A 22,358-nucleotide genomic window follows, 5' to 3' on the forward strand; every position below is an offset into this window, starting at 1 on the left:
ACGCGGCGTTTGACGGGGATTAACGTGCCGCGGTGTGAGCTGTAACATAGTAATGTGAAATTGCACTGACAAGACCTGCGCGCACACCAGTTCAGCGGTTCTCAAGGCGATTTCGCTCCGAACCGGGACGAACCTAGGCCTTGAGGCGGGCGAGGAGTTCCTCCACGAAGCCCTGGAGGTGGGGCGGGTGGGGGCCCGGCCGGGTGGCGCAGAACCAGGTCCGGGTCAGCGGCCGTTCGCCGATCCGCACCAGCGCCAGGCCGTGCGAGGCCGCGTACGGGGCGGCCGTCCAGTTGGGCAGCACCGCCACCCCCTGGCCGCCCGCCACCATCTCCACCACCAGGTCCGTCACCACCGGCATCGTGGTGATCCGGCCGGGCCGGGCGCCCGCGGGGATCGGCAGCGGCTCCGCCGGGATCCGCCGCTGGTCGTAGAAGTCGTAGAGGACCAGGTCGACGCCGTCGAAGTCACCGGCGGTCAGGTGCGGGAGCCCCGCCCAGGGGTGGCCGGCCGGCACCACCGCCACCATCTCGTCCTCGAAGAGCCGGGTCAGGGTCACCCGGTCCATCTGCGCGTCCGGCTTGGTGACGAGCGCGACGTCGACCCGGTCGGCGAGCAGCGCCGGGATCGGGGCGTCGTCGGGGACGGTCTCGATCCGCACCTCGATGTCCGGCTCCCGCTCCCGGTAGGCGCGCAGCACGGGCGGCAGCCACGGGAAGGTGGTGCTGCACTGGGCGGCGAAGCGCACCCGCCGGTCGTGGCCGTCGCGGATGTCGCGCAGGTCGCGGGTGGCCGACTCCAGCTCGCCGAGGATGCGGCGGGCGGCGACGAGCATCCGGCGGCCGGCCGCGTTGGGCACCAGACGGCGGCCCTTGCGGTCGAAGAGCCGCGTCCCCAGGCGGTCCTCCAGCCGGGTCAGCCGCTGGCTGAGGGCGGGCTGGCTGACGTAGAGCCGCTCGGCGGCGGCCGTCAGGGAGCCCGTCTCGGCGGTGGCGTCGAGGAGTTGCAGGTCCCGCAGGTCGAAATCCATAACCTGGGATTATCACATGCTCCAATTTCCGTCGTGGTGTTATCGGTTGGGGGCTCGTACGTTTCCGGTGTCACCCAGGAACCCCCCGAAAGGCACCGGTCATGACCGACACCACCACCCGCCGCACCGCCCTGATCACCGGCTCCTCCAGCGGCATCGGGCTGGACATCGCCCGCGCCTTCCTGGCCGACGGCGCCAACGTCGTCCTGAGCGGCCGCGACGCCGACCGCCTCGCCAAGGCCGCGGCCGCCCTCGGCCACCCCGGCCGCACCGCGTGGGCGGCGGGATCCATCGCGGCGCCGGAGACCGGCGAGCTGCTCGTGCGCACCGCGCTGGAGCGCTTCGGCGGCATCGACGTACTGGTCAACAACGCCGGCACGTTCGCCTCCAAGCCCTTCACCGAGGTGACCGAGGAGGAGCTCGACGGGTTCCTCACCGGCAACCTCAAGGGCACCTACCTCACCACGCAGGCCGTCGTACGGGCCCTGCGCGCCCAGGGCCGGGGCGGCAGCATCGTGAACATCGGCACCGTGCTGGTGGACCACGGGATCGCGGGCTTCCCGGCCTCCGCCCCGGTGGTCAGCAAGGGCGGCGTGCACGCACTGACGACCAGTCTGGCCGCCGAGCTCGCGGCGGACGGCATCCGCGTCAACCTGGTGTCCCCCGGCATCGTCCGCACGCCGCTGCACTCCGGCGCCGACGTGGACTCCTTCGGCGGGCTCGCCCTGCTGGACCGGGTCGGGGAGGTCTCGGAGATCTCCGAGGCGGTGCTGTACCTGGCGGGGGCCTCCTTCGTCACCGGTCACGCGCTGCGCGTGGACGGCGGCCACGTCACCGGCCGCCCCTGACCACCCTCCACCCCCTGAGCGAAAGGACTTCCGCGATGCCGTACGTGAACGTCAGGATCACCCGCGAGGGGGCCACGGCCGCCCAGAAGGCCGAGATCATCGCCGGTGTCACCGACCTGCTGGTCAGGGTCCTGGACAAGGACCCCGCCACCACCTTCGTCCTCATCGACGAAGTCGCCCTGGAGGACTGGGGCGTGGGCGGGGTCACGACCGACGAGTACCGCCGCCGGCTGGTCGACGGGTAGCCCTACGGGAGCACCGCGATGCCGTCCAGTTCCAGCTGGGCCTCGGTGTCCCACAGACGGACCACCCCGACGACCGCCATCGCCGGGTAGTCGCGGCCCGCGAGGCGGCGCCAGACGCGTCCCAGTTCGGCGGCGTGCGTCCGGTAGGCCTCCACGTCCACCGCGTACACCGTCACCCTGGCCAGGTCCGAGGGGTGGCCGCCGGCCGCGGCGAGGGCGGTCAGCAGGTTGGCGAGGGCCCGCTCGAACTGCTCGGGCAGGCTGTCGCCGACCACCTTGCCGGAGCCGTCCAGCGCGGTCTGGCCGGCCAGGAAGACGATCCGCGAGCCGGTGGCGGACACCGCGTGGGAGAAGCCGGTGGCCGGGGACAGCTCCGGGGGGTTGAGGCGTTCGGGGCTCATCGGGCCGCCACCGCCTTGTAGAGCTCCTTGGCGATGATCGCGCGCTGCACCTCGCTGGCCCCCTCGTAGATCCTGGGCGCCCGGACCTCCCGGTAGAGGTGCTCCAGCAGGTGCCCCCGGCGCAGGGCGGCCGCGCCGTGCAGCTGGACCGCGTGGTCCACCACGTACTGGGCCGTCTCCGTGGCGAGGAGCTTGGCCATGGCGGCGCGGCCCGGAACGTCGGGGGCGCCGCTGTCGTACGCGCCGGCGGCCGCGTACACCAGCAGCCGGGCGGCCTCGGTGCGGGTGGCCATCTCCGCGACGCGGTGCGCGACCGCCTGGAGGTCGGCGAGGACCCCGCCGAAGGCGGTCCGGCCGGCGGTGTGGGCCACGGTCGCGTCGAGCGCGGCCCGCGCCATGCCGACCGCTAAGGCGCCCACGCTGGGCCGGAAGAGGTTCAGGGTCTCCATCGCGACGCGGAACCCCTGCCCGGGGGCGCCCAGTACGTCCTCCCGGCCGACGGGTACGCCGTCGAAGGCGAGCGAGCCGATCGGGTGCGGGGAGAGCATCTCCAGCGCCTCGCCGGTCAGCCCCGGGCGGTCCGCCGGGACCAGGAAGGCCGTGATGCCCTTCGCCCCCGGGGCCTCACCCGTTCGGGCGAAGACGGTGTAGAAATCGGCCTCGGGGGCGTTGGAGATCCAGCACTTGGCCCCCGTCAGCCGCCAGCCGCCCGGCCCGTCGGCCTCCGCCGTCAGGGCGAGGGCCGCGGCGTCGGAGCCGGCGCCGGGCTCGCTCAGCGCGAACGCCGCCACGTGCCGGCCGGCCCGGACCCCGGGCAGCCACCGCTCCCGCTGGGCCTCGCTGCCCGACCGGAGCACCGGGTGCGCCCCGAGCCCCTGGAGGGCGAGGGCCGTCTCCGCTTCGGTACACCCGTAGGCGAGGGACTCCCGCAGCAGGCACAGCTCCAGCGCCCCGGAGCCGAATACCCGCTCCAGCAGGCCCAGTTCCCCCAGTTCGGCGAGGAGGGGCCGGTTCACCCGTCCGGGCTCGCCCTTCTCGGCGAGCGGCCGCAGCCGCTCGCGCGCGAGGGTGCGCAACCGGCCGCACCATTGCTCTTGTTCCGCCCCGAGCGCGAATCCGGCCATCCGAATGCCCCCAAGTCCTGTCGCCGAAGTCCTGCGGACACTCTTATCGCGTCCTGTTGACTGCCGTCACCATCACGATACGCTCGGAACGTATTCGCACGGCCGGCTCCACCACAAAATCCGGACGTTGCAAGGGGGCGAACCCGCCTTGGAGCTCAAGCCATCCGCTCACGCCGACACCTTTGCCCGCGACCACCTGCCGCCCGCCCACGCCTGGCCGCGGCTCCTCTTCGAGCTGCCGGAACTGGCCTACCCGGACCGGCTGAACTGCGGCACCGAACTGCTCGACGCCACCATCGAACGGTTCGGCCCGGACCGGCCCGCCTTCCGGGACGGCACCGGCGGGGTGTGGTCGTACGGGGAGCTCCGCGCGCGCGTCGACGCCCTCGCCCACGTCCTCACCATCGACCTCGGCGTCGTCCCCGGCAACCGGGTGCTGCTGCGCGGGCCCACCGGCCCCTGGCTCGCGGCCTGCTGGCTGGCGGTGATGAAGGCGGGCGCGGTGGCCGTCACCGTACTGGCCCAGCAGCGGGCCCAGGAGCTGGCCACGGTGTGCGCCATGGCCGAGGTGCGGCACGCCCTGTGCCACGTCGACGCCCTCGACGACCTCGTCAAGGCCGAGGTGCCCGGACTGCGGATCACCCCCTACGGCGGCACCGGCGAGGACGACCTGCTGCGGCTCGCGGCCCCGCACACGACCCCGTACCCGGCCGTCGCCACCTCCGCCGACGACGTCGCGCTGATCGCCTTCACCTCCGGGACCACCGGCCGCCCCAAGGGGTGCATGCACTTCCACCGCGACCTCCTCGCCGTCGCCGACACCTTCTCCCGCCGCGTCCTGCGGCCCCGCCCCGACGACGTGTTCGCGGGCAGTCCGCCCCTCGGGTTCACCTTCGGCCTCGGCGGACTGGTCGTCTTCCCGCTGCGCGCCGGCGCCAGCGCGCTGCTGCTGGAACAGGCCACGCCCCGGGTGCTGCTGCCCGCCCTCGCCCAGCACCGGGTCTCGGTGCTGTTCACGGCGCCCACCGCCTACCGGTCGATGCTGGACACCCTGGGCCCGTACGACACGGGGGCCTACGACCTGTCGGCGCTGCGCCGCTGCGTGTCGGCCGGCGAGAACCTGCCCGCCGCGACCTGGCGGGCCTGGTACGAGCGCACCGGGCTGCGGATCATCAACGGCATCGGGGCCACCGAGCTGCTGCACATCTTCATCTCCGCCGCCGACGAGGACATCCGGCCCGGCACCACCGGCCGCGTGGTGCCCGGCTGGGAGGCGCGGGTGGTGGACCCCTACGGGCGGCCCGTCGCCGACGGCGAACCGGGACTGCTGGCGGTGCGCGGACCGGTCGGCTGCCGCTACCTCGCCGACCCCCGCCAGGGCGAGTACGTCCGGGACGGCTGGAACCTCACCGGCGACACCTACGTCCGCGACCCCGACGGCTACTTCCGCTACGTGGCCCGCGCCGACGACATGATCATCTCCTCGGGCTACAACATCGCCGGCCCCGAGGTCGAGGAGGCCCTGCTGCGCCATCCGGACGTGGCGGAGGCCGCCGTCGTCGGCCGCCCGGACGAGCGGCGCGGGCAGGTCGTGGTGGCCTACACCGTGCCGCGCGACGGGGCGGTGCTGACGGAGGAGGCCCTGCGGACCTTCATGAAGGGCGAACTGGCCCCGCACAAGTGCCCGCGCTCCTTCGTCTTCCTGCCCGCCCTGCCCCGCACACCCACCGGCAAACTCCAACGCTTCCGGCTGCGCGATCTAGAGTGACACCGTGGCCGAGCAGCACACTCCGCGATCCCTGATCGTCACCTTCTACGGCGCCTACGGGCGGTCCTTCGAGGGCGCCGTCCCGGTGTCCGCGCTGGTCCGGCTGCTGGGCGCGGCCGGGGTCGACGCGCCGTCCGTCCGGTCCTCGGTGTCCCGGCTGAAGCGGCGCGGGTTCCTGGTGCCCGCGAAGGCCGCCGACGGGTCGGCCGGGTACGAGCCGTCCGAGGAGGCCCGGCTGCTGCTGGAGGACGGGGACCGGCGGATCTACCAGGCCGTGCCGGTGTCCCCGGAGTGGCTGGTGGCCGTGTTCTCCGTACCGGAGCAGGAGCGGCACAAGCGGCACCTGCTGCGCTCGCGCCTGGCCAGGCTGGGCTTCGGGACGGTGTCACCGGGTGTCTGGATCGCCCCCGCCCAGCTGGCCGACGAGACCGCGCACACCCTGGAACGGCTGCACCTGACCGGGTACGTGGAACTCTTCCGCGGCGCCCACGCCGGTTTCGCCCCCACCGCCGAAGCGGTGGCCCGCTGGTGGGACCTGGCCGCGCTGGCCAAGCAGCACGAGGAGTTCCTCGACCGGCACGAACCGGTCCTGCGCGCCCTCCAGTCGGGCCCCGAGCCCACCCCCGAGGCCGCCTACCGGGACTACCTGGCCGCCCTGGACACCTGGCGGCGGCTGCCCTACGCCGACCCGGGCCTGCCCCGCGAGCTGCTCCCGGCGGACTGGCCGGGCGACCGGTCCGCGGCCGTCTTCGCCGAGCTCCACGCCCGGCTGCGCGACCCGGGCGCCCTCTTCGTGCGGCAGCGGCCGTAGACCCCGTCCAGGCCGCCCCTCCCGGGCGGAAATTGCGGTGCGGGCGGGCCTCCGGGGGCGCCAGCATGGGGCATGACATGGACCTTCAGCACTGATCTGGCGGCCTATCTGGCCGCCGCGCGCCCGGCGCTGGCCGCGCAGCCCGTCGTCAACACCACCCTGCTGACCGTCACCGACGCCCTGCAGCGGCGGGGCCCCCGGGCCTTCGGCGACACCGACCCCCTCTTCGGCTGGTGGACCGGCGCGGACGGGACCGTCGACGGGGCCCTGCTGCACACCCCGCCGTTCCCGCTGCTGCTCGGCGCCACGCCACCCGAGGCGGTCCGGGCCCTGGCGGGCGCGCTCGGCTCCGACCCCCTGCGCACCCGGGTCGGCGGGTTCAACGCCCGCCGCGCCGACGCGGAGGCCCTGGCGGCGGGGTGGGGGACGCCGGCCCGGGTCGCGGAGGAGCTGCGCCTGTACCGGCTGGGCACCCTGGCCGCGCCCGATCCGGCCCCGGAGGGCCGGGCCCGGACCGCCGCCGAGCCGGACCTGCCGCTGCTGCTGGAGTGGGTCGAGGCCTTCAACCGGGAGTGCGACATTCCCGGCAGTCCCTCCGAGGCCTCCCTGCTCGACCGGATCTCGTACGGCGGGCTGCTGCTCTGGGAACACGAGGGCCGCCCGGTGTCGCTGGCCGGCTTCTCCCGCCCGATCGGCGGCGCCTCCCGCATCGGCCCCGTCTACACCCCGCCCGCCGACCGGGGCCGCGGCTGCGCCGCCGGGGTGACGCACGCGACGAGCCGGGCCGCGTACGCAGCCGGGGCGGCCGAGGTACTGCTCTTCACCGACCTGGCCAACCCCACCAGCAACGGCGTCTACCAGCGCCTCGGCTACACCCCGGTGGAGGACCGGGTGGTGCTGGAGGCGGTCTGAGCCAGGCCGTGTCTTTTGGATCGGGCCCGGCCTGATCCGAAAGACACGGCCTAGCTGTATTGATCACGAGCGTTGTTGACACTCGGTAGGTCTTGAACATGGCGAAGACCTCCGGTGTGGTGGGAGCTGTCTAGGAACCCATTGCACGACGGAGGTCTTCGTGTCCCACCGTAATGCCCGGCTGACCGTCTTCGGTAGGCAACTGCTGGTCGAACGCGTCCGCTCGGGCCGACCCGTCGCGCACGTCGCGGCCGAGATGGGCATATCCAGGGCCACCGCCCACAAATGGGTCCGCCGCTGGCGCACGGAAGGCGACACCGGTCTTCACGACCGCTCCAGCCGCCCTGGCACGACCCCGCACCGGACTCCTCCGGCGGTCGAAGCCCGCGTCTGTGACCTGCGCAGGAGCCGCAAGCTCGGTCCTGCCCGGATCGGCCCGGTCCTGGGCCTGCCAGCTTCGACCGTGCACCGGATCCTGGCCCGTCACGGCCTGAACCGCCTGGCCTGGCTCGACCGGCCCACCGGAGAGCCGATCCGCCGCTACGAACGCGACCGGCCCGGCGAACTCGTCCACATCGACATCAAGAAACTCGGCAACATCCCCGACGGCGGCGGATGGCGGGCCGTGGGCCGCACGGCCGGCGACCACAACCGGCAGGCCACCACCCACCAGCGCAAGAGCAGCACACCGGTGATCGGCTACAGCTACGTCCACTCCGCCGTCGACGACCACACCCGCCTCGCCTACAGCGAAGTCCTCGCCAACGAACGGCAGGAAACCGCGGCCGGTTTCTGGCAGCGGGCGAATGCCTTCTTCGCCGCCCACGGCATCACCGTCGAACGCGTCCTGACCGACAACGGCTCCTGCTACAAGTCCAAGCTCTTCACCCAGACGCTGGCCTCGGCGGGCATCACCCACAAACGCATCCGGCCCTACCGGCCGCAGACCAACGGCAAGGTCGAACGCTTCAACCGCACCCTCCTCGAGGAATGGGCCTACCTGCGGCCCTACACCTCGAACGACGAGCGGACAGCCGCCCTGGCGGACTTCCTCCACACCTACAACCACCACCGCTGCCACACCGCACTCGCAGGCAAGCCCCCGATCAGCCGCGTGAACAACGCTGCGGGTCAATACACCTAGCCCTTGCCGGTCGGGGGCCTGCGGCTGCCCGCGCGGTAGGGGGCGGGCCACGGGGCGCCGGGGCCCGTGTAGCCCTGTTCGGCGGCCGCGTGCAGCGTCCAGTGCGGGTCGTACAGGTGCGGGCGGCCCAGCGCGCAGAGGTCGGCGCGGCCGGCCAGCAGCAGGGAGTTGACGTCGTCCCAGGAGGAGATGGCGCCGACGGCGATGACGGGGACGCCGAGGGCGTTGCGGATCCGGTCGGCGTAGGGGGTCTGGTAGGAGCGCCCGTACTCCGGGGACTCTTCGGCGACGACCTGTCCGGTGGAGACGTCGACGGCGTCGGCGCCGTGGGCGGCGAAGGCGGCCGCGATCCGTTCGGCCTCCTCGGGGGTGGTGCCGCCGGGGGCCCAGTCGGTGGCGGAGAGGCGGACCGTCATGGGCCGGTCCGCGGGCCAGACCTCGCGGACGGCGTCGAAGACCTCCAGGGGGAAGCGGAGCCGGTTCTCCAGGGGGCCGCCGTAGGCGTCGTCGCGGTGGTTGGTGAGCGGGGAGAGGAACCCGGACAGCAGGTAGCCGTGCGCGCAGTGCAGTTCCAGCAGGTCGAATCCGCAGTCGGCGGCCCGTACCGCGGCGGCCGCGAAGTCGGAGCGGATCGCGGCGAGGTCGGCGGCCTCCAGGGCGCGCGGGACGGCGGAGACCCCCGCCTTGTAGGGCAGTGCGGAGGCGGCGACCAGGGGCCAGTTGCCGTCCGGGAGCGGGTCGTCCATGCCCTCCCACATCAGCCGGGTGGAGCCCTTGCGGCCGGAGTGGCCGAGCTGGACGCCGAGGGCCGTGCCCGGCGCGGAGGTGTGGACGAAGTCGGTGATCCGCTTCCAGGCGGCCGCCTGCTCCGCGGTCCACAGGCCGGCGCAGCCGGGGGTGATGCGGCCTTCGGCGCTGACGCACACCATCTCCGTCATGACCAGCCCGGCTCCGCCGAGGGCCCGGCCGCCCAGGTGCACGAGGTGGAAGTCGCCGGGGACTCCCTCCTCGGCCGAGTACACGTCCATGGGCGAGACCACGACGCGGTTGCGCAGGGTGAGTCCCCGGAGGGTGAACGGGGTGAACATGGGCGGGGTTCCCGTGCTGTCGGCGTCCTCGGGGCAGCCGAAGTCGCGTTCCACCGCGCGGGTGAACCGTTCGTCGCGCAGCCGCAGGTTGTCGTGGGTGACGCGGCGGCTGCGGGTGAGCAGGTTGAAGGCGAACTGCCGGGCGGGCTGGTCCACGTATCCGGCGAGGTCCTCGAACCAGCGCATGCTGGCGGCGGCGGCGCGCTGGGTGCTGGCCACGGCCGGGCGCCGCTCCTCCTCGTAGGCGGCGAGGGCGGAGGGGACGTCGGGCAGCCGGCCGAGGGCTTCGGCGAGGGCGAGGGCGTCCTCGACGGCGAGTTTGGTGCCGGAGCCGATGGAGAAGTGGGCGGTGTGCGCGGCGTCGCCGAGCAGCACCACGTTGCCGTGCGACCAGTGCTCGTTGACGACGGTGCGGAAGCGGGTCCAGGCGGATCGGTTGCCGCGCAGCGGCCGGCCGTGCAGGGCCTCGGCGAAGGTCTTGGCGCAGCGGGAGGCCGATTCGGCCTCGTCGCACAGGTCGAGGCCGGCCGCCCGCCAGACCTCCTCGCGCATCTCGACGATGACGGTGGAGGCATCGGGGGCGTACGGGTAGCCGTGCAGCTGCACGACCCCGTGTTCGGTCTCGGCGATCTCGAAGCGGAAGGAGTCGAAGGCGAAGTCGGCGGCGAGCCAGACGTACCGGCAGCGGCCGGGGGTCTCGGTGGGCCGGAAGTGCGCGGCGCCGCGCGCGCGGGTGGCGCTGTGCACCCCGTCGGCGGCGACCACGAGGTCGTACGCGTCGGCCAGCGCGAAGGCGTCGGGGGCCTCGGCGCGGAAGCGCAGGCGTACGCCGAGGCCGGCGCAGCGTTCGTGGAGGATCTCCAGGAGCCGGCGGCGGCCGAGGGCGGCGAAGCCGTGGCCGCCGGAGGTCAGCAGCCGGCCCCGGTGCACGACGTCGACGTCGTCCCAGCGGACGAACTCGGCGGCGAGGGCGGCGTGGACGACGGTGTCGGCGCGTTCGATGCCGCCGAGGGTCTCGTCGGAGAGCACCACGCCGAAGCCGAAGGTGTCGTCGGGGGCGCCCCGTTCCCAGAGCTCCACCGCGTGGCCCTGGCGGGCCAGCAGCGCGGCGGTGTAGAGCCCGCCGGGTCCGCCGCCGACGACGGCGACCCTCATGGCGCTCGCGGACATGCGGCTACCTGCCCTTCCACTCCGGGGGCCGTTTCGCGGTGAAGGCGGCGTGGAACTCCGCGTAGTCCCGGCCGTTCATCAGCAGGGCCTGGGTGTTGGCGTCGAGTTCCACGGAGGCGGCCAGGGGCATGTCCAGCTCGGCGGTGAGCAGGGCCTTGGTCTGGGCGTGGGCGAGGGCGGGTCCGGCGGCGAGGCGGGCGGCGAGTTCGGCGGCGCGGGCGTCGGCCTTGCCCTCGTCGACGAGTTCGCTGAGCAGGCCGATCCGCTCGGCCTCGGCGGCGCGTACGGGCTCTCCGAGCATCAGCAGCCGGGTGGCGTGGCCGAGGCCGACGACCCGGGGCAGCAGGTAGGCGGCGCCCATGTCACCGCCGGAGAGGCCGACGCGCGTGAAGAGGAAGGCGAAGCGGGCGGAGGGGTCGGCGATCCGGAAGTCGGCGGCGAGGGCGAGGACGGCGCCGGCTCCGGCGGCCACCCCGTGCACGGCGGCGATCACCGGGAAGGGGCATTCGCGGATGGCGCGGACGACCTGGCCGGTCATCCGGTTGAAGTCGAGGAGCTCGGCGGTGTCCATGGCGAGTGTGGCGCCGATGATCTCGTCCACGTCCCCGCCGGAGCAGAAGCCGCGGCCCTCGCCGGCGAGGACGAGGGCGCGCACGGAGCGGGTGCGGGAGAGTTCGGCGAGCAGATCGCGCAGGTCGGCGTAGGCGCCGAAGGTGAGCGCGTTCAGCTTCTCGGGGCGGTCGAGGGTGACGGTGGCCACGCCGTCCTGCCGGGTCACCCGCAGGTGGCGCCACCGTTCGGTCTCTGGTGTGGAACCGGTGAAGGGGCTCACACCGTCGAAGCTATCACCGAAGCGTGACTGCCGTCAGAGAAACGCGACAAGTGGTGACCCGGGCGGCGGTACGGGCGCGGCACACGGGGCGAAGGTCCTCGGGCTCCCCCGCCCTGGTCCCGCGGCATCGCGCCGGGGTGCCCTACGGGGAACCCGGCCCGGTCCGTATCGTTGAAAGCAGGACTTCCCCCGATCGCCCCCCTCACGGAAGGACGGACCCGCCGTGCACGACGCCTCCGCCTGGCGGATCGCCCTCCCGCACACGACCGCCGCCGTACCCATGGCCCGCGCCCTGATCCGCACCGCGCTCACCGACCTCGACCGGTGTCCCGACAGCGACACGGCGGAGCTGCTGACCGCCGAGCTGGTGGCCAACGCCGTCGAGCACACCTCCGGGGGCGCCCCGATCGAGCTGGTCGTGGAGGTGCGGCCGAACGGCTGCCAGGTGGAGGTGCACGACGGCGACCCGCGGCCGCCGGGCGACCTGACCGCCGGGCGCCCCGGGCCGCCCCCCGACCCGTGGCAGGAGGACGGCCGCGGGCTGCTGCTGATCCGGGCCCTCAGCTCGGCCTGCGGCCACCGGCCCACCCCGCGCGGCAAGGCCGTCTGGTTCACCCTGCCGAGCCGGGCGGCGGCGACGGCCTGACCGTCCGGCCGGCCGCCGCCGGAGCCCGCATGACTATGCGGCCGGGTATCCGGCCGACTACGCGGCGGGACGGGCGAGGGTCGCGACGAGGACGGCCTTGATGGTGTGCAGCCGGTTCTCGGCCTCGTCGAAGACGACCGAGTGCGCGGATTCGAACACCTCGTCCGTGACCTCCAGCGAGTCCAGGCCGTGCCGCTCGTGCACCTCCCGGGCCACCTTGGTGCCCAGGTCGTGGTAGGCGGGCAGGCAGTGCAGGAACTTCACGTCCGGGTTCCCGGTGGCGCGCAGCACGTCCATGGTGACGGCGTACGGGACCAGGGCCGCGATCCGCTCGTCCCAGACCTCCTTGGGCTCGCCCATCGAGACCCAGACGTCCGTGGCGACGAAGTCGGCCTGCGCCACGCCCTCCGTGACCTCCTCGGTCAGGGTGATCCGGGCCCCGCTGGCCGCGGCGAGCTCGCGGGCCCGCGCCACGACGGCCTCGGCCGGCCAGTAGGCCTTCGGCGCGACGATGCGTACGTCCATGCCCAGCAGGGCGCCGGTCACCAGGTAGGAGTTGCCCATGTTGAAGCGGGCGTCGCCCAGGTAGGCGAAGGCGATCCGCTCCAGCGGCTTGGTGCTGTGCTCGGTCATGGTGAGCACGTCGGCCAGCATCTGGGTGGGGTGCCAGTCGTCGGTGAGGCCGTTGAAGACCGGCACGCCGGAGTGGGCGGCCAGCTCCTCCACCGCCTGCTGGCTGTCGCCCCGGTACTCGATGCCGTCGAACATCCGGCCCAGCACCCGCGCCGTGTCCCGGACGGACTCCTTGTGGCCGATCTGTGAGCCGGAGGGGTCGAGGTAGACCGTGTGGGCGCCCTGGTCGGCGGCGGCGACCTCGAAGGCGCAGCGGGTGCGCGTGGAGGTCTTCTCGAAGATCAGCGCGAGGTTCTTCCCCTGGAGCCGGCGCTGTTCCGTCCCGGCCTTCTTGGCCGCCTTGAGTTCGGCTGCGAGCTCGACCAGGCCGCGGAACTCGGCGGCGGTGAAGTCGAGCTCCTTGAGGAAACTGCGGCCGAAGAGGTCGGTGGCCATGGGGACTCTCCAGAGTGGCGCTGACAGGGGATGCTGGAAGTCTATACGACGCTCTGCATTGATATACGGAACAGTGGATCACATCACACGGCGTCCGTCACACGGCGTCCATCACACGGCGTCCATCACACCGCGCCCCTCACACGGCGCCCCTCACACGGCCCCCGTCACACCGGGTCCCGCTCCACGGGGCAGCTCATGCACCGCGGACCGCCCCGTCCGCGCCCCAGCTCGCTGCCCGGGATCTCGATCACCTCGATGCCCTCCTTGCGCAGATGGGTGTTGGTGGTGACGTTCCGCTCGTAGGCGACGACCACCCCCGGCTCCACGGCCAGCACGTTGCACCCGTCGTCCCACTGCTCGCGCTCCGCCGAGTGCACGTCCTGCGTGGCGGTGAGCACCCGCACCTTGTCCAGGCCGAGGGCCGCCGCGATGGCCCGGTGCATGTGCTCCGGCGGGTGGTCGCTGACCCTCAGCTCGCTCGCCCCCTCCCCCGGCCTGATCGTGTAGGAGCGCAGCATGCCGAGTCCCGCGTACTGGGTGAACGTATCCGCGTCGACCATCGTCATCACCGTGTCCAGGTGCATGAAGGCCCGCCGCTTGGGCATGTCCAGGGCCACGATGACCGAGGCCGAACCGGCCGCGAACAGGCCCCGGGCGAGCATCTCCACCGCCTGCGGGGTGGTCCGCTCGCTCATCCCGATCAGTACCGCGCCGTTGCCGATGACCAGGACGTCCCCGCCCTCGATGGTCGACGGGTAGTCGGCCTGGCCCTGGGACCAGAAGTGGAAGGGGCCGGCGCCGGTGAACAGCGGGTGGTGCCGGTAGATCGCCTCGAAGTGCACGGTCTCGCGCTGGCGGGCGGGCCAGCGCATGGCGTTGATGGACACCCCGTCGTAGATCCAGGCGGAGGTGTCGCGGGTGAAGAGGTGGTTGGGCAGCGGCCCCAGCAGGAAGCCGTCCGTGTCGAGGGCGTGGAAGCGCACCGAGACCGGCTCGGCGTGCCGCTCCAGGAACTCACGCTTCGTCATGCCGCCGACCAGGGCCTCCGCGAGGGCGGGGGAGGGCAGCCCGTCGAAGACCGCGCGCAGGTGGTCGGTGGCGAGCGGCCCGTACTCCTTCTCGTCGAAGACCCGGTCCAGTACCAGGTGCCGCGCCTCGGGGACGTCGAGGACCTCGCGGAGCAGGTCGCCGAAGAGGTGGACGGCGACGCCGCGGTCGCGGAGCACGTCCGCGAACCCGTCGTGCTCCTGGCGGGCCCGGCGCACCCACAGCACGTCGTCGAAGAGCAGGGCGTCCTTGTTGCTCGGTGTGAGCCGCTTCAGCTCCAGGTCGGGCCGGTGGAGGATGACGCGGCGCAGCCGCCCGGTCTCGGAGTCGACGTGGAATCCCATGCCGTACACATTCCCAGACCGGGCGGCTTTGCGACCTCGGGTCGGCCGTACCCGGTCAGCGCAGGCCGAGAAGTGCCGTCGGGGTGCCGATGAGGTCCGGGGCGGCCAGGCCCAGCTTCGGGACGGCCAGGTTGGGGACGCCGTTGTTGCTCGCGTCCGGCATCGTCAGCGGAGCGCCCACGACCGCGCCGGGGGTGCGGGTGATCAGGGTGGTGGCCGGGGACTCCAGGGAGCCCTCGCCGTCCGTCTCGGGCTCGCCCAGCAGGTTGGGCACCGGGGAGGTGAGGCTGGTCGCCCCGAGGTCGGCGGCGATCGGGACCACCGGGAGCAGTGGGGTGGGCAGCAGGTCGCCCTGGTGGAACCGGGGCGCCTCCGGGGAGCCCACGAGCGGCACCGGGACCCCGGTGGCCAGGTGCGGGGCCGGCACGCCCAGCGTGGTCTCCACCGCCTCCAGCGGGACACCCACCGGGACCGAGTCGGCAACGGCCGGGGAGGCCGCGCCGGCCGCGGCCATACAGGTCATGAGCGCCGCAATGCTTCCGCGCGCGGTCATCTTCATAGGTGACGTTCCGTCCTTCCAGGGTCGCGGACACTCCGCTGCCCTGGATGAACGATCCCGCCGCCGCTTTCCCCGGGCTTCCGCGGCAAAGTTCCCCCATACGACCTAATTCGAGGCCGTACGGGGGCTGCCGCTTTACGCCCCGCCTTTACCCGTGCGGGGGCTCACAGGCGCGGGTCGACCGGCTCCGACTCCAGGGCGAGCACGGCGAACACCGGCTCGTGGACCCGCCACAGCGGCTCCCCCGCGGCCAGCCGGTCCAGCGCCTCCAGGCCCAGCGCGTACTCGCGCAGCGCGAGCGAGCGCTTGTGCCCCAGGAACCTCTGGCGCAGCCGCTCCAGCTGCTCCGGACGCGCGTACTCCGGCCCGTAGATGATCCTCAGGTACTCGCGCCCGCGGACCTTCACCCCGGGCTGGACCAGCCGTCCCTTCCCGTCCCGGGCGTACGCCTGGAGCGGCTTGACGACCATGCCCTCGCCGCCCTCCGCGGTCAGCTCCAGCCACCACTCGGTGCCCGCCCGGACGGATTCCTCGTCGGCGGTGTCCACGTACACCCGGCGGGTGCGGCGCAGCAGCGGCGCGTCCGTGCCCCCGTCGGCGTCGGCGAGCCGGTCCAGCCAGGCGAGCTGCTCGTCGTGCGGTACGGCCGCCAGCGACCGGCCGGCCGCCGCCAGCAGCTGGAACGGCGCGAAACGTACGCCGTCCAGCCCGTCGGTGCTCCAGCAGTAGCGCCGGTACGCCTCGGTGAAGGCGGCGGCGTCGGCGGCCCGCCCGCGGTGGCGCTCCAGCAGCGCGCCGGTGTCCACGCCCCGGGCCGCGGCCGCCTCCAGGGCGGCGACGGCGTCCGGGAGGACGGCGCGGGAGGCGGCGCCCACGGCCGCGTACTGGTTGCGGAGCAGGCCCGTGGACTTCAGGGACCAGGGCAGCAGCTCCCCGTCGAACAGCAGCCAGTCGGTGCCGAGTTCCTCCCACAGGCCCGCGCGGTCGACCGCCGTGCGCAGCCGGGCGAGGAACTCCTCGGTGAGCTCCGGGTCCGGGAAGAAGGGCCGGCCGGTGCGGGTGTAGAGGGAGCCGGTGGGCCCGTCCTCGACCCCGAACCGCTCGCGGGCCGCGTCCGCGTCCCGGCACAGCAGGACGGTGGCGCGGGAGCCCATGTGCTTCTCCTCGCACACGACCCGCCCGATGCCGTCGGCCCGGTACTGGGCGAAGGCCTCGGCGGGGTGCTCCAGGTGGCCCTCCTCCTGCGAGGTGGCCGTCGGCGCCATGGTCGGCGGCAGGTAGGGCACCAGCCGGGGGTCCACCGCGAAGCGGCTCATGACCTCCAGGGCGGCGGCGGCGTTCTCCTCGCGGACGCCGACGTTGCCCAGGTGGCGGGTCTCCACGACGCGTCGGCCGTGGACGTCGGCCAGGTCGAGCGGGCGCCCCTCGTGTCCTCCCGGCACCTCGGCGGCGAGCGGTTTGACCGGCTCGTACCAGACCTTCTCGGCCGGTACGTCGACCAGTTCGCGCTCGGGCCAGCGCAGGGCGGTCATCCGGCCGCCGAAGACGGCGCCGGTGTCGAGGCAGATGGTGTTGTTGATCCAGGTGGTGTCCGGGACGGGGGTGTGGCCGTAGACCACGACCGCCTTGCCGCGGTAGTCCTCGGCCCACGGGTAGCGCACGGGCAGGCCGAACTCGTCGGTCTCGCCGGTCGTCTCGCCGTACAGGGCGTGCGAGCGGACCCGGCCGGAGGTGCGGCCGTGGTACTTCTCGGGCAGCCCGGCGTGGCAGACGACCAGCTTGCCGCCGTCGAGGACGTAGTGGCTGACCAGGCCGGCGATGAACTCCCTGACCTCCTTGACGAACTCCTCGCTCTCCCGGGAGAGCTGCTCGACGGTCTCGGCGAGGCCGTGGGTCTGCTGGACCTTCGATCCCTTGAGGTAACGGCCGAGCTTGTTCTCGTGGTTCCCGGGCACGCACAGGGCGTTGCCGGACTTGACCATGCCCATCACCCGGCGCAGCACGCCGGGGCTGTCGGGGCCGCGGTCGACGAGGTCGCCGACGAAGACGGCGGTGCGGCCGGCGGGGTGGACGCCGTCCTCGTAGCCGAGCTTGGCGAGCAGGGTCTCCAGCTCGGAGGAGCAGCCGTGGATGTCGCCGACGATGTCGAAGGGGCCGGTGAGGTGGGTGAGGTCGTTGAAGCGCTTCTCCAGCACCACTTCGGCGGATTCGGCCTCCTCCACCGTGCGCAGGACGTGCACCTTGCGGAAGCCCTCGCGTTCCAGGCCGCGCAGGGAGCGGCGCAGCTCGGAGCGGTGCCGCTGGATGACCCGGCGGGGCAGTCCGGCCCGGTCGGGGCGGGCGGCGTTGCGCTCGGCGCACACCGACTCGGGCATGTCGAGGACGATCGCGATGGGCAGGACGTCGTGCTCGCGGGCCAGGCGGACGAGCTCGCGGCGGGACTCCTGCTGGACGCTGGTGGCGTCCACGACGGTGAGCCGTCCGGCGGCCAGCCGCTTGCCGGCGATGTAGTGGAGCACCTCGAAGGCGTCCTTGCTGGCGCTCTGGTCGTTCTCGTCGTCGGCGACCAGGCCCCGGCAGTAGTCGGAGGAGAGGATCTCGGTGGGCTTGAAGTGCTTGCGGGCGAAGGTGGACTTGCCCGATCCGGTGGCGCCGACGAGGACGACGAGGGACAGGTCGGTGACGGGGAGCACGCGGTGGGTCCTGCGGTCGGCCGTGCGCTCGGCGGTGGTGGGGGTGGTGGGGGTGGTCATGCTGCCTCGCCCTCCTTCGGGGTCTCGGTGGCGATGGTGAAGACGGCCATCTGGGTCGGGGCCCCGACTTCGGGGTCCTCGTCGCCGACGGGTACGTGGGCGACGGTGTAGCCGTGCCGGCCGGCGACGCGGTCCGCCCAGGCGCGGAACTCCTCGCGGGTCCACTCGAAGCGGTGGTCGCGGTGGCGGACGTGCCCGGCGGGCAGGGACTCCCAGCGGACGTTGTACTCGACGTTCGGGGTGGTCACGAGGACGGTGCGGGGGCGGGCCGCGGCGAAGACGGCGTACTCCAGCGCGGGCAGCCGGGGCAGGTCGAGGTGCTCGATGACCTCGCTGAGCACGGCCGCGTCGTAGCCGGCGAGCCGCTTGTCGGTGTAGGCGAGCGAGCCCTGGAGCAGCCGGACGCGGGAGCTCTGGCGCTCCCCCATCCGCTCCAGCCGCAGCCGGCGGGCGGCGATGGTCAGCGCCCGCACGGACACGTCGACGCCGAGGACCTCCGTGTACGCCGGGTCCTTGAGCAGGGCCTGCACCAGGTGTCCCTCGCCGCAGCCGAGGTCGAGCACCCGCTGGGCGCCGGCCCCGCGCAGCGCGCCGAGGATCGCCTCACGCCGGCGCACGGCGAGCGGTACGGACCGCTCCGGGGCGGCGGGGGTCCCGTCGGGGCCTTCGGGGGTGCCTTCGGGGCCGTCGGCGCCTTCGGGGGTGCCGTCCACGGCGTTGTCGAGCTCCTCGGCCTCGCTCCCGTCGGCCTCCGCCAGCCGGGCCAGCTCCAGGCGCTCCATGGCGTTCTGGGTGAGCCGCTTGTGGCGGGCCAGGTAGCGGGCGGTGATCAGCGCGTGCTCGGGGTGCGCGGCGAGCCAGCCGTCACCGGCGCGCAGCAGCTTGTCGACCTCGTCGGGGGCGATCCAGTAGTGCTTGGCGTCGTCGAGCACGGGCAGCAGGACGTACAGCTGGCGCAGGGCGTCCTCCAGCCTGAGCACGCCCTCCAGCACGAGCCGCACGTAGCGGCTGTCGCCCCACTCCGGGAACCGCTCGTCGAGCGCGATCGGCGCGCACTCCACCCGTTCCCAGCCCAACGGGCCGAACAGGCGGCGCACCAGCTCCGGTCCTCCCCTGGCGGGCAGTACCGGGATCTCGATCCGCAGCGGGCGCGGCCGGCCCGGCAGTTCGGGGCGGAGTGCGCACTGGCCCTTGAGGGCGGTGCGGAAGACCCCGCTGAGCGCGACGGCGAGCAGTGAGGAGGCCGCGTACGGGCGGTCGTTGACGTACTGGGCGAGGGCCGCGTCGGGCGCACCGCCCCGGCCCTTGCCCTGGCCGCGCCGTACCAGCGCGACGGGGTCCACCTCGAGCAGCAGCGCCGCCGTGCACCGTTCGGCCGTGGCCTCGGGGTAGAACACGTGGGCGGTGCCGTGCGAGGTGGAGAACGCCTGCGCCTTGCCGGGATGCTTGTGCAGCAGAAAGCCCAGGTCGGTGGCCGGATTCTCCGTCGTGCCGGTGGTGCTGATCGTCAGGAACATGGGCTCCAGCATGACCCGGGCACCACCGTCGGGGCGAACGGATTTACGGTGTCAGCGCTGCTTGGGGATGTTGAGCGGACGGCCGATGTGCCAGTGGGGCTCGGTGCCGCTGTACGGACAGAGGTAGGCGATCCGTTCGTGCTGCCACGGCTGGATCCGGTTCATCTCGCTCGCGGCGTGTTCCGCCGCGGCCTCGTTCGCGAACTGCTTCTTCTCCCCGCACGCCCTGGAGCGGGTGATGCGGCGCCTGGCGGCGGCGCCCGTCCTGCTGGTGCGCTTCATCTGTCCTGCCTATCCCAGCAGGAGCCGACCAGAAAGAGCCTTCACCCGATCGAGTGATAGTCGGCCGCGGACCCTTGCGTTCGCCCCGGATCAGGCCAGGCGCGGCCCCAGGGCGGCGATGCGGTCCGGGCCGATCCGGCAGCAGCCGCCGACGAGCCGGGCGCCGGCCGCGAGCCAGGCCTCCACGGGCCAGGGGGCGGGCGCCGCTGGGGCGTTCCAGCTGCCGGTGGCGGCGTCCCAGACGGAGCCGTCGTTCGGGTAGGCCACCAGCGGTTTGGCGGTGACGGACGCGGCGGCCTCCAGGGCGGGCAGCACCTCGGCGGGATCACAGCAGTTGACGCCGACCGCGATCACCTCGGGGGCGGCGGCCGCCAGGGCGAACGCCTCCACGAGGGGCTGGCCCGCCCGGGTGCGGCCGCCCTCCACCGTGTACGTGAGCCAGCCGCGGGCCCCCGTGCCGGCCAGCACCCGCAGCAGGGCCTCCGCCTCCAGGGTGTCCGGGACGGTCTCCAGCGCCAGCACGTCGGGGCCGGCCGCCAGCAGTGCCCCGATCCGGGGCCGGTGGAAGGCGGCCAGCTCCGCCGCGGTCAGCCCGTACCGGCCCCGGTACTCGGAGCCGTCCGCCAGGACCGCCCCGTACGGGCCCACCGAGGCGGCCACCCAGACCTGCTGGGAGGCGGCCCGCGCGGCGTCGCCGGCCACCCGCACGCTCCGCTCCAGCAGGTCCGGATCGTGGCCGATCTGGTAGCTCGCGGTGATCAGCACCTCGGCGCCGGCCCGGGCGTACGCCGTGTGGGCGGCCTCCACCTGGGCGCGGCGTTCGGCGAGCACCCGGCCCGTCCACATCCCCCCGGTCAGGTCGCAGCCCTGGTCGGCGAGCTGGTTGCTCAGCCCGCCGTCCAGGAGTACGGCCCTGCGGGCCAGGGTTTCGGCGAGCGGGCCGGTCGCGCGGGGCACGGTCGGCGGCCCTACCGGCCGAGCTGGGACAGGACGCGGGCGGAGATCAGCTCCAGGTGGTCCAGGTCGTCGAGGTCGAGGAGCTGGAGGTAGACGCGCGAGGAGCCGATGGCGGAGTAGGTGCCCAGCTTCTCGACGACCTCGTCCGGGGAGCCGGCCAGGCCGTTGGCCTTCAGCTCGTCGACCTCGCGGCCGATGGCGGCGGCCCGGCGGGCGACCTCGGCGTCGTCCTTGCCCACGCACACCACCAGGGCGTTGGAGTAGACGAGCTCGTCCGCCTTGCGCCCCGCCCCGGCGGCGGCCTCCCGGACCCGGGCGAACTGCCGCCGGCTGTCCTCCACCGAGGCGAACGGCATGTTGAACTCGTCGGCGTAGCGGGCGGCCAGCCGCGGGGTGCGGCGCGCGCCGTGCCCGCCGATGAGGACGGGCACCTTGGCCTGGGCGGGCTTGGGGAGCGCCGGGGAGTTCTCCACCTGGTAGTGGACGCCCCGGTAGTCGAAGGCGGCGCCGGGCTCGGTCGCCCACAGCCCGGTGACGATGGCCAGCTGTTCCTCCAGCCGGGCCATCCGCTCCGCCGGGAAGGGGATCCCGTACGCCTTGTGCTCCTCCTCGAACCATCCCGCGCCGAGGCCCAGTTCCACCCGGCCGCCGGACATCTGGTCGACCTGCGCCACCTGGATCGCGAGGACGCCGGGCAGCCGGAAGGTACCGGCCGTCATCAGCGTGCCCAGCCGGATGCGCTTGGTCTCGCGGGCCAGGCCCGCGAGGGTGATCCAGGCGTCCGTGGGGCCCGGCAGGCCGTCGACGGAGCCCATCCGCAGGTAGTGGTCCGAGCGGAAGAACGCGTCGAAGCCCAGGTCCTCGGTGGCCTTGGCGACGGTCACGAGGGTCTCGTAACTCGCACCCTGCTGCGGTTCGGTGAAAATGCGAAGATCCATGCCCCCATCCTGCCCTTCCCACCCCTGCCGGGTGGTCGGCAGTTGATTTGGCGCGGCAAGGCCTTTCGCCGCACGGTCGCCGGACTCCCCACCGCCCGCTTCCGGGAACGCGCGCGCGGCATGGCCCACCACGCGGGGCTCGTCGTCGTCGCGGTCGATCCCGCCTGCACATCCCGCTGGGGCGGCCAGTACCGGCAGGCCCCACCCGAGGACGTGCGGGACCGCGAGCCCGCCAAGGACCACAGGCACGCCCCACCAGGGCATCAAGACCTGCCGGGACCGAAGCGACCAGCTCGCGCTGCTCCCCGTTTCCCAAGACCGTTCGGGGAGACAACCGGCCGGCCCGGTTCACGGCGATCCGGCCAACAGCGGCCAACATCGCTGGGAATGGTGAATCTGCGTCAACCGGAAGGGCCACCCCCCGCCCTGCCAGTGACCAGCGCCGATGGGGATCGTTGGCTCGGACGGAGCCGGACCGCCCGGCCCGCGCGCCGGCGGCCTCCCGCCGATGCGTCCACCGCCCCCTTCCGCACCGGAAGGGCCAGGGCCGAGGAGGCCGCCATGTCCCACGAGTCCGCGCCAGAGCATCCCGGACAGACCGGACAGGCAGCACACGACCACGCACGTCAGGAGTCCGCGGCACCCGCCCAGGGCGGCGCGCCGAAGGGCCTGCTCCAGCAGATGGAGGAGCTGATGGCGGCGCTGAACGCCGACCTCTCCCAGCTCGACGCCGACCTCCAGCACTCCGCGGACCGCACCGTCCCGGCCGCGCCGGCGGCCCCCGGGGGCCGCGCGTACGAGGGCGAGCTCCGCTCCGACCGCCACTCCGACCGGTCCTTCTGACCGCGCTGGGGTCCCGTCGCGCGCGGCG

At 73.5% G+C, this 22,358-nt stretch carries 21 protein-coding genes; 8 read left to right on the top strand and 13 right to left on the bottom strand.

All coding sequences use genetic code 11. From position 1 onward, the window contains the following. Positions 1–133: 133 nt before the first annotated feature. Positions 134–1,030: a LysR family transcriptional regulator gene (locus OG553_RS06635; RefSeq protein WP_405978087.1), complete on the bottom strand. Its 897-nt coding sequence runs from the start codon at positions 1,028–1,030 to the stop codon at positions 134–136. A 101-nt stretch (positions 1,031–1,131) separates the two neighbouring features. Between OG553_RS06635 and OG553_RS06640 the strand changes: the two genes are divergently transcribed. Together OG553_RS06640 and OG553_RS06645 are read left to right on the top strand one after the other, a co-directional pair. Further along, positions 1,132–1,878, top strand: a complete 747-nt coding sequence (locus OG553_RS06640; RefSeq protein ID WP_405978088.1) for an SDR family NAD(P)-dependent oxidoreductase — start codon at positions 1,132–1,134, stop codon at positions 1,876–1,878. Positions 1,879–1,913: 35 nt separating this feature from the next. Continuing rightward, a complete protein-coding gene (locus OG553_RS06645; RefSeq protein ID WP_405978089.1) occupies positions 1,914–2,123 on the top strand; it encodes a 4-oxalocrotonate tautomerase family protein in 210 nt (69 codons plus the stop codon). A 2-nt stretch (positions 2,124–2,125) separates the two neighbouring features. On the opposite strand, the gene OG553_RS06650 is transcribed toward OG553_RS06645, so the two are convergent. Both OG553_RS06650 and OG553_RS06655 read right to left on the bottom strand, forming a co-directional pair. After that, entirely contained in the window at positions 2,126–2,524 is a 399-nt protein-coding gene (locus tag OG553_RS06650; RefSeq protein ID WP_405978090.1) for a RidA family protein, read from the bottom strand. Next, complete coding sequence (locus tag OG553_RS06655) at positions 2,521–3,648, bottom strand: acyl-CoA dehydrogenase family protein (RefSeq protein WP_405978091.1); 1,128 nt, start codon at positions 3,646–3,648, stop codon at positions 2,521–2,523. The genes OG553_RS06650 and OG553_RS06655 overlap by 4 nt, the downstream gene beginning before the upstream one ends. A gap of 148 nt (positions 3,649–3,796) precedes the next feature. Here OG553_RS06655 and OG553_RS06660 point away from each other — a divergent pair, with 148 nt between their 5' ends. The 4 genes from OG553_RS06660 to OG553_RS06675 all read left to right on the top strand — a co-directional run bounded on the left by OG553_RS06660 (position 3,797) and on the right by OG553_RS06675 (position 8,283). After that, positions 3,797–5,416, top strand: a complete 1,620-nt coding sequence (locus OG553_RS06660) for an AMP-binding protein (protein ID WP_405978092.1) — start codon at positions 3,797–3,799, stop codon at positions 5,414–5,416. A gap of 4 nt (positions 5,417–5,420) precedes the next feature. After that, positions 5,421–6,227 carry a PaaX family transcriptional regulator C-terminal domain-containing protein gene (locus OG553_RS06665; protein WP_405978093.1) on the top strand — a complete coding sequence of 269 codons (807 nt, stop codon included), beginning with the start codon at positions 5,421–5,423 and terminating at the stop codon, positions 6,225–6,227. A gap of 72 nt (positions 6,228–6,299) precedes the next feature. Further along, positions 6,300–7,139, top strand: a complete 840-nt coding sequence (locus OG553_RS06670) for a GNAT family N-acetyltransferase (RefSeq protein ID WP_405978094.1) — start codon at positions 6,300–6,302, stop codon at positions 7,137–7,139. A gap of 160 nt (positions 7,140–7,299) precedes the next feature. Beyond that, a complete protein-coding gene (locus tag OG553_RS06675; RefSeq protein ID WP_405978095.1) occupies positions 7,300–8,283 on the top strand; it encodes an IS481 family transposase in 984 nt (327 codons plus the stop codon). Here OG553_RS06675 and OG553_RS06680 read toward each other — a convergent pair. Together OG553_RS06680 and OG553_RS06685 are read right to left on the bottom strand one after the other, a co-directional pair. After that, positions 8,280–10,541, bottom strand: coding sequence for a bifunctional salicylyl-CoA 5-hydroxylase/oxidoreductase (locus tag OG553_RS06680; protein ID WP_405978096.1), 2,262 nt, complete (start codon positions 10,539–10,541; stop codon positions 8,280–8,282). The two genes, OG553_RS06675 and OG553_RS06680, sit on opposite strands and share 4 nt — an antisense overlap. Positions 10,542–10,545: 4 nt before the next feature. Next, positions 10,546–11,373 carry an enoyl-CoA hydratase family protein gene (locus OG553_RS06685; RefSeq protein ID WP_405978097.1) on the bottom strand — a complete coding sequence of 276 codons (828 nt, stop codon included), beginning with the start codon at positions 11,371–11,373 and terminating at the stop codon, positions 10,546–10,548. Between the two features lie 223 nt (positions 11,374–11,596). On the opposite strand from OG553_RS06685, the gene OG553_RS06690 reads away from it, so the two are divergent. Continuing rightward, complete coding sequence (locus tag OG553_RS06690; protein WP_405978098.1) at positions 11,597–12,019, top strand: ATP-binding protein; 423 nt, start codon at positions 11,597–11,599, stop codon at positions 12,017–12,019. A 57-nt stretch (positions 12,020–12,076) separates the two neighbouring features. On the opposite strand, the gene argF is transcribed toward OG553_RS06690, so the two are convergent. The 8 genes from argF to OG553_RS06730 form a co-directional block, all read right to left on the bottom strand. Next, positions 12,077–13,087, bottom strand: coding sequence for an ornithine carbamoyltransferase (gene argF / locus OG553_RS06695; RefSeq protein WP_405978099.1), 1,011 nt, complete (start codon positions 13,085–13,087; stop codon positions 12,077–12,079). Positions 13,088–13,254: 167 nt separating this feature from the next. Further along, a complete protein-coding gene (locus tag OG553_RS06700; protein WP_405978100.1) occupies positions 13,255–14,481 on the bottom strand; it encodes an arginine deiminase in 1,227 nt (408 codons plus the stop codon). Between the two features lie 55 nt (positions 14,482–14,536). Continuing rightward, positions 14,537–15,034, bottom strand: a complete 498-nt coding sequence (locus OG553_RS06705; RefSeq protein WP_405978101.1) for a hypothetical protein — start codon at positions 15,032–15,034, stop codon at positions 14,537–14,539. Positions 15,035–15,204: 170 nt separating this feature from the next. Next, positions 15,205–17,793: a polynucleotide kinase-phosphatase gene (locus OG553_RS06710; RefSeq protein ID WP_405978102.1), complete on the bottom strand. Its 2,589-nt coding sequence runs from the start codon at positions 17,791–17,793 to the stop codon at positions 15,205–15,207. After that, complete coding sequence (locus tag OG553_RS06715) at positions 17,790–19,310, bottom strand: 3' terminal RNA ribose 2'-O-methyltransferase Hen1 (RefSeq protein WP_405982979.1); 1,521 nt, start codon at positions 19,308–19,310, stop codon at positions 17,790–17,792. The genes OG553_RS06710 and OG553_RS06715 overlap by 4 nt, the downstream gene beginning before the upstream one ends. Positions 19,311–19,361: 51 nt before the next feature. Beyond that, a complete protein-coding gene (locus OG553_RS06720; RefSeq protein ID WP_401241913.1) occupies positions 19,362–19,592 on the bottom strand; it encodes a hypothetical protein in 231 nt (76 codons plus the stop codon). Between the two features lie 90 nt (positions 19,593–19,682). Beyond that, positions 19,683–20,549 (bottom strand): homocysteine S-methyltransferase, encoded by an 867-nt coding sequence (gene mmuM, locus OG553_RS06725; protein ID WP_405978103.1) that lies wholly within the window; start codon positions 20,547–20,549, stop codon positions 19,683–19,685. An 11-nt stretch (positions 20,550–20,560) separates the two neighbouring features. After that, positions 20,561–21,487, bottom strand: a complete 927-nt coding sequence (locus OG553_RS06730; RefSeq protein WP_405978104.1) for an LLM class F420-dependent oxidoreductase — start codon at positions 21,485–21,487, stop codon at positions 20,561–20,563. Positions 21,488–22,048: 561 nt separating this feature from the next. On the opposite strand from OG553_RS06730, the gene OG553_RS06735 reads away from it, so the two are divergent. Next, positions 22,049–22,330 (top strand): hypothetical protein, encoded by a 282-nt coding sequence (locus OG553_RS06735; RefSeq protein WP_405978105.1) that lies wholly within the window; start codon positions 22,049–22,051, stop codon positions 22,328–22,330. The last annotated feature ends 28 nt before the right edge of the window (positions 22,331–22,358 follow it).

Origin of the sequence: Streptomyces sp. NBC_00158 (assembly GCF_045160885.1) — a bacterium.
GTDB lineage: Bacteria > Actinomycetota > Actinomycetes > Streptomycetales > Streptomycetaceae > Streptomyces.